General features: G+C 55.2%; 7 protein-coding genes. 5 read left to right on the forward strand and 2 right to left on the reverse strand.

The features are described from left to right. Positions 1 to 528: 528 nt before the first annotated feature. The gene (locus tag B3V69_RS06885) at positions 529 to 954 is read right to left on the reverse strand and encodes a hypothetical protein (protein ID WP_296445038.1); all 426 of its coding nucleotides are present in this window, start codon (positions 952 to 954) and stop codon (positions 529 to 531) included. A gap of 328 nt (positions 955 to 1,282) precedes the next feature. Between B3V69_RS06885 and B3V69_RS06890 the strand changes: the two genes are divergently transcribed. The 5 genes from B3V69_RS06890 (at position 1,283) to B3V69_RS06910 (ending at position 4,950) form a co-directional block, all read left to right on the forward strand. Further along, positions 1,283 to 2,368, forward strand: a complete 1,086-nt coding sequence (locus B3V69_RS06890; RefSeq protein ID WP_296445040.1) for a hypothetical protein — start codon at positions 1,283 to 1,285, stop codon at positions 2,366 to 2,368. A 227-nt stretch (positions 2,369 to 2,595) separates the two neighbouring features. Continuing rightward, positions 2,596 to 3,600, forward strand: coding sequence for a CsgG/HfaB family protein (locus B3V69_RS06895; protein WP_296445042.1), 1,005 nt, complete (start codon positions 2,596 to 2,598; stop codon positions 3,598 to 3,600). Beyond that, positions 3,600 to 3,935: a hypothetical protein gene (locus B3V69_RS06900; RefSeq protein WP_296445044.1), complete on the forward strand. Its 336-nt coding sequence runs from the start codon at positions 3,600 to 3,602 to the stop codon at positions 3,933 to 3,935. Before B3V69_RS06895 ends, B3V69_RS06900 begins: the two co-directional genes overlap by 1 nt. Continuing rightward, the gene (locus B3V69_RS06905) at positions 3,932 to 4,312 is read left to right on the forward strand and encodes a DUF4810 domain-containing protein (protein WP_296445046.1); all 381 of its coding nucleotides are present in this window, start codon (positions 3,932 to 3,934) and stop codon (positions 4,310 to 4,312) included. The genes B3V69_RS06900 and B3V69_RS06905 overlap by 4 nt, the downstream gene beginning before the upstream one ends. Next, positions 4,309 to 4,950 (forward strand): DUF799 domain-containing protein, encoded by a 642-nt coding sequence (locus B3V69_RS06910; RefSeq protein WP_296445048.1) that lies wholly within the window; start codon positions 4,309 to 4,311, stop codon positions 4,948 to 4,950. Before B3V69_RS06905 ends, B3V69_RS06910 begins: the two co-directional genes overlap by 4 nt. A gap of 147 nt (positions 4,951 to 5,097) precedes the next feature. On the opposite strand, the gene B3V69_RS06915 is transcribed toward B3V69_RS06910, so the two are convergent. Next, the coding region (locus B3V69_RS06915; protein ID WP_296445050.1) for a hypothetical protein at positions 5,098 to 5,432 on the reverse strand (335 nt) is incomplete at its 5' end.

Here is a 5,432-nt window from a genome sequence, read left to right on the forward strand (position 1 = left end):
CAGGACCGCTACGGCACCGGCTTGTCCCTGAGCAAAATCACCTTGTATGAAACGCCCAATTGCTGGGCGGAAGTGGACGCTGGCGGCGCGGCGTGATGCCTGCCGCGAAAATCAACCGCATTGGATGAAATTGCTTTGACTTTTTGGTGGCGCCAGACGAGCAAGCCCCAGGTTCGCGTGCCAAACGTGGGGCCGAGCTGGCGGACGCACTCGAACCATTGCTGGGCCGCCATGTCGATCTGGTGAGCCCGCGTTACATCCGCAATCCGCACTTTTTGCAAGCCGTCAATAGCAGCCGCACTCTCATTGATGACCGACAAAACACCCAAGTTGCTGGTTGATGCTTTAGGGGCCATCGATTCACCGTAACCGATGACCTGGATGGGTTGCAAGCCGGTTTATCCCGCTTGTTGGCAGTGCGGGGTTGAAGGGAATCCACCCCCAATTTGCGTTTGCTTGCAGGTTTTCCAGTTGCTACTGAAAAGATAGCTGCTCGCGCATGTTCCGCGATGGCTGCAAGCCTATCTTTTATAAATTTCGGGCCTTGACCGTCGCCGCCACTGCTAGCGCGGCCACCACATCGCACACCGTTTTACGATCTTGCAGCGACAGGGCCATGTAGCGCCCCAGCATGTCGCGATCTTGCATGGTCAGCACGGACATATCCGTGCCCGCTTCCTGCGTCCTGAAGGTCGGTGCCGCCGTGCCGTAGCGCAACTCATCCGCGCTGACATGCAGCCAGTCGGCCAGCACGCGCAGCTTGTCCTGCATCGGAATCGACTTGCCCAGCAGCCAGTTGCGTGCCGTGTGAGACGTGATGCTCTTGCCCCAGTAACGCAGGTTGAACTCGTTGGCAACCAGTGTGGGTGACGGCCGAATGCCAACGCCTTTGAGCGCCAGCCGCAGCCGCTCGGCAAACGCATTGGTTTCGATCAGCTGTGATGCTTTTGACATGCATCACAAAGTAGGGGCAAGCCCTTGTCTCATTTTGACAAGAATTCAAATTATTTGTGAATATCGATTACATTCTGTAACACGGAAGCCTCATCCATAGAGGCTCCACATCTTGAGGGGGGCCTGATGAAGTTTCAGCTGATTCACAAATTCAACTTGACGCGGTTGTTAATTGCGGCGCGTTGCTGGGGTCGGCCTGCATTCTTCAAGCCGCGCACGCCAAGCGACAGCGGGCTTACCCCAAACGCCACCGAATCAAATTCTTCCTGGCCGCAAAACGCCTGACAGGCTCGCACTTCGGCTGGCCTTGACCGAAATTTCCTGATCGTTGAAAACCTGCCTGGATGGCACGCAGGTCATAAAAATAACCAAGACCATCGCAACCCTCAACGAATATTTATCTATGACATACATTCGAATTTTTGCTATAGCCTTGCTTACGGCTTTCTTGGCTGCGTGCGGTGGCGGGAGTGGCGGGAGCGCAAGCAGCCCGGTAGCACCAGCCGATTTCTCAGGAACATGGAGCGGCAGCTCCAGCGGAACAGCCTTTGTGTTTTCCGTTGTTCAAACCGGATCAAGCTTCAATATGACGCGAACCACGCCGGTTTTGGCCGGATTCACATACACAGGTGCCGTAACGGGGAACTCTGCGGCAGTCACCACTTATATAAATAACGCGCAACTTGCTACTTCAACACTCACCCTTTTGAACAACACAACCGCGACGATGACTGTGGTTACCTGCACACCTACTCAGGGCTACACATGTGGAGCGCCTGGATTGGCCATCACCCTCACAAAGGCGCCCATAGCATCAACACCCTCTTTCCCGGTGCAGACTGGCTACTTGTCACTTATTGCAAGTGGATATTCGAAAAACTTCACGGTTTCTGGCACTTGCACGGGGTCAGGAAACAAGAGCTCATCACCAGCCACGACACCCGCAACGTTTGAAGGCGTAGCAGGATTGTCTGCAACTGCCACATTTACGATGTCCCTCACCAACTGCACGCCGGCGTCAATCGCACAGTCTTCTACTGCCTACTTCACCAGTAATTACGTTCCACTTGGCTTTAACAGTATCGGCGTCAACTATGGCGTGTATCTGACCCCGCCCACCATACCTACGTCAGTTACCGTCGGTGGAACAGGGACGTATGGGACGCAAACTCTGTACACGAACAGTACAAAAGCGACGGGCAACGGTACTGCCGTCCAAAGTTACGTCATTGAAGCAGACACTTCAAGCACTGCAATTGTGAATTTGATCTCAAAACTTTATAACGCATCCGGCACATTGACTGCGACTGAGCAAGACCGCTTTCGAATTGATGCTGCCGGTACTTTGACGCCTACTTCAATCGACATCCAGTATTCAAATGGTTCGACTACTCACTTGGTTTTGACTTTCTAACTGACTGATGTTTTGCGGGATTCATTGGTTACAGAAAATCCTTTTTCTCCCGCATGTCCTCCTGCGAAAACTCGGTCAACTCAATATCCCCCATTTGGGGGATATCTAATTGTTGGTCTACGACATACGATCAACGCTCAACCTTGGGCTTCCACGAAACCACGGGTCGATCGAGGTGACGCCAATTGGCTTCGCTCAAAAATAATTAACAAACTCAGAGGTTACCCATGGCTATCTACGCCAAACATCGTCTATTCCGGTCAAGATGGCTGGCAGCCGCGATCACTGCAGCATCGCTTTTCACAGGCTGTGCAACCCAGGCACCACCTGTTGTGGTGAAAGAGTCGCCGCAGCCAAAGACGGCGCAAAAGAGCGCGCAGCAGGTCGTAACACTTGCGGCCCCAGTCAAGCCCACACTGAAACGCAAGATCGCGCTGGGTCGCATCACCAACGAGACGTCCTACGGCCGCTCGCTTCTGCGGGACTCCGCTGGTGACCCGTTGGGCAAGCAGGTCACCGATCTGCTCAGCAAATCGCTGACCGAATCGGGCGCCTACGTCGTCTTCGAAAGACCGGATATTTCGAGGTTGAAGGATGAGAGCAATCTCACCGGCACGAAGTTGAACCTGGTTGGCGTTGACGCGCTGATTATTGGCTCGCTGACCGAATTTGGACGCAAGACGGTGGGACAGTCCGGCTTTGTGTCTTCCAGCAAGAAGCAGGTCGCATTTGCCAAAGTCGATCTCCGCGTGGTGGACGTCACAACCGGACAGGTTTTCTTTGCCACGTCTGGCGCGGGTGAATCGTCCACCGAATCGGCTTCCACTTTTGGGTTCGGCTCTCAAGCGGCATACGACGGTACCTTGAACGACACGGCCATTCGCCAAGCCATATCCGAGGCGGTGAACCGGCTGGCAACTGAGATGGCTGGGCGGCCGTGGCAAACCTACTTCTTGTCCGCTGATCAAGGCCGATATTTCGTTGCTGGTGGCAAGGCCCAAGGCCTGCGTCCGGGGATGCTGTTCTCAGTACAGACTGCAGGCGAGAAAATCAAATCGCCGCAAACGGGTTTCGACATCACGCTGCCTGGGCGTGAGATCGCGCAACTTCGGATCGATTCAAACTTTGGTGACTCCGAGGTGAACGAGGGTTCCGTGGGGAGCATCGTCAGTGGCTCGATCCAAGGCTTCAAAGTAGAGCAGTTGGTAGTTCGAATCAAGGAGGCCTCCTAATGGTTACCAGAAAATTGATTGCAGCCAGCCTGCTTATGTGCGCTTTGGCTGCACTCATCGGGTGTGTTCAGTACCCCACCGAACGGCAAAGCGTGGTCGATCTGCGCCCGCAGATTTCCTTCCGCTTTGACCCGGCAGATGCGCGGATGAACGAAGCGCGCGTTCTGGTCAATGGCCTCGACTCGGGTCGTCTGGGGGATTTCCTCGACGGCCAAGGCTCGTTACGGGTTCTGTCCGGCACGCACGCCGTTCGCGTCGTCAGCGGCTCCGACGTGCTGCTTGATGAACGAGCCTACCTTGGAGACGGGGTTGCTCGCCCGTTCATCGTCAAATGAAAAACAACCACATGAAAATCTTCGCAATTGCATTGTGCGGCCTGTTCCTGACAGCCTGCGCGAATCGCGGCTCAATGTACCAATGGGGCGGCTATGACGCGATGCTGTACCAGTCATACAAGAGCCCCGAAAAATCGGTGGAATTCCGTCAAAGCCTTGAACTGCACATTGCCAAAATGGAACAGTCTAAGCAGAAGATAGCACCAGGCCTGTACGCAGAACTCGGAACGCTGTACCTGCAGGCTGGCGACTCTAGCAAGGCAGTTGCGATGTACACCAAGGAGCGAGACGCTTGGCCGGAGAGCCGAGGACTCATGGACGCGCTCATCAATAACGTTGCCAAGCGCACCGGCGCCAAAGCTGAGGTGAAGTCATGAAAACCGTGAACTTGTTGCTCTGCTTGTTGGTTGTCGTCCTGAGCGGCTGTGCGAGTGCACCGGCCAAGAAGGATCTGAGCGCCTTTAATGCCGCGGCGCCAAGGTCGATCCTGGTGGTACCGGCCATCAATAAGTCGCTGGACGTGGACGCCCCCAACTATCTACTCTCGACGCTGACTGTGCCGCTCGCCGAGAAGGGGTTCTACGTCTTCCCCGTCAACACGGCCAAGTTTGTCCTTGAGCAGGAAGGCTACTACGAAGGTGAACAGATCCACCGGCAACCACCAGAGACACTGGCTAAGCTGTTCGGTGCCGATGCCGTCCTCTACGTGACGATTAATCGCTGGGACGCACAGTACGCGATCCTCGCTGCGACGGTGACGGTGGAGTTTGACTATCGGATGGTTGGCAAAGACGGCACCGAGATTTGGCAAGCCAAGCAGAGGATGCAGTACTCGCCCCAGAACAACAACAGTGGAGGAAGTCCACTCGCACTCTTGATCGCGGCAGCGATAAACGCCGCCATTACCCGAGCGGCGCCGAATTATCTGCCGCTGACCCAACAGGCTAATCGGCAGGTGTTTGTGCTGGGACCCAACGCCATTCCGAATGGACCGTACCGCAAAGTAGAGCAATGATCCGGGTCGCCCACGGGCGCGGGACATTGCAGTCGCTGATCGGTCTACACCGACTCAAATAAAGCGACCTTGCGTCGCTTTATTTATAAAAAATCACACTCCAGCCCCCGTGCAGTCTTCTTGAGAAGCTACTAAAAATATAGCAACTCAGTGCTGCAGTTGGGCCTCAAACGTTAGCGGCAGGATGACCCGCTGCTGCATGGCCTCGTCTTGCAGCAATAATTTATCGCCCGTGACCAACACCAAATCGGTCCGGGTGGCAAGCAAATCCCATAGAAACTGATCGCCCGCATCCGGTGCGATGGGGTTCACCCCTGAGCTGACGGGTGCCAACACAATGGCGTGACGAACCATATCCGTCAGGATGGAATCAATCTCTGCCACTGACAGCCCATGGAGCTTGCACAACTTGGGCCGCACCAGCACCGCATGGTATTCGGCCAGCAGCGCTTCCGACAGCACAAACGGAAATGCGGCAGACA

This window comes from Rhodoferax sp. UBA5149 (assembly GCF_002413825.1).
In the GTDB taxonomy this organism is placed as follows: Bacteria; Pseudomonadota; Gammaproteobacteria; order Burkholderiales; family Burkholderiaceae_C; genus Rhodoferax.

What these genes read in the sequence shown, in the direction of transcription:
- B3V69_RS06900 (WP_296445044.1), top strand. Translation starts at nt 3,600, where the DNA reads ATGGTTACCAGAAAATTGATTGCAGCCAGCCTGCTTATGTGCGCTTTG.
- B3V69_RS06905 (WP_296445046.1), top strand. Translation starts at nt 3,932, where the DNA reads ATGAAAAACAACCACATGAAAATCTTCGCAATTGCATTGTGCGGCCTG.
- B3V69_RS06885 (WP_296445038.1), bottom strand. Translation starts at nt 954, where the DNA reads ATGTCAAAAGCATCACAGCTGATCGAAACCAATGCGTTTGCCGAGCGG.
- B3V69_RS06910 (WP_296445048.1), top strand. Translation starts at nt 4,309, where the DNA reads ATGAAAACCGTGAACTTGTTGCTCTGCTTGTTGGTTGTCGTCCTGAGC.
- B3V69_RS06895 (WP_296445042.1), top strand. Translation starts at nt 2,596, where the DNA reads ATGGCTATCTACGCCAAACATCGTCTATTCCGGTCAAGATGGCTGGCA.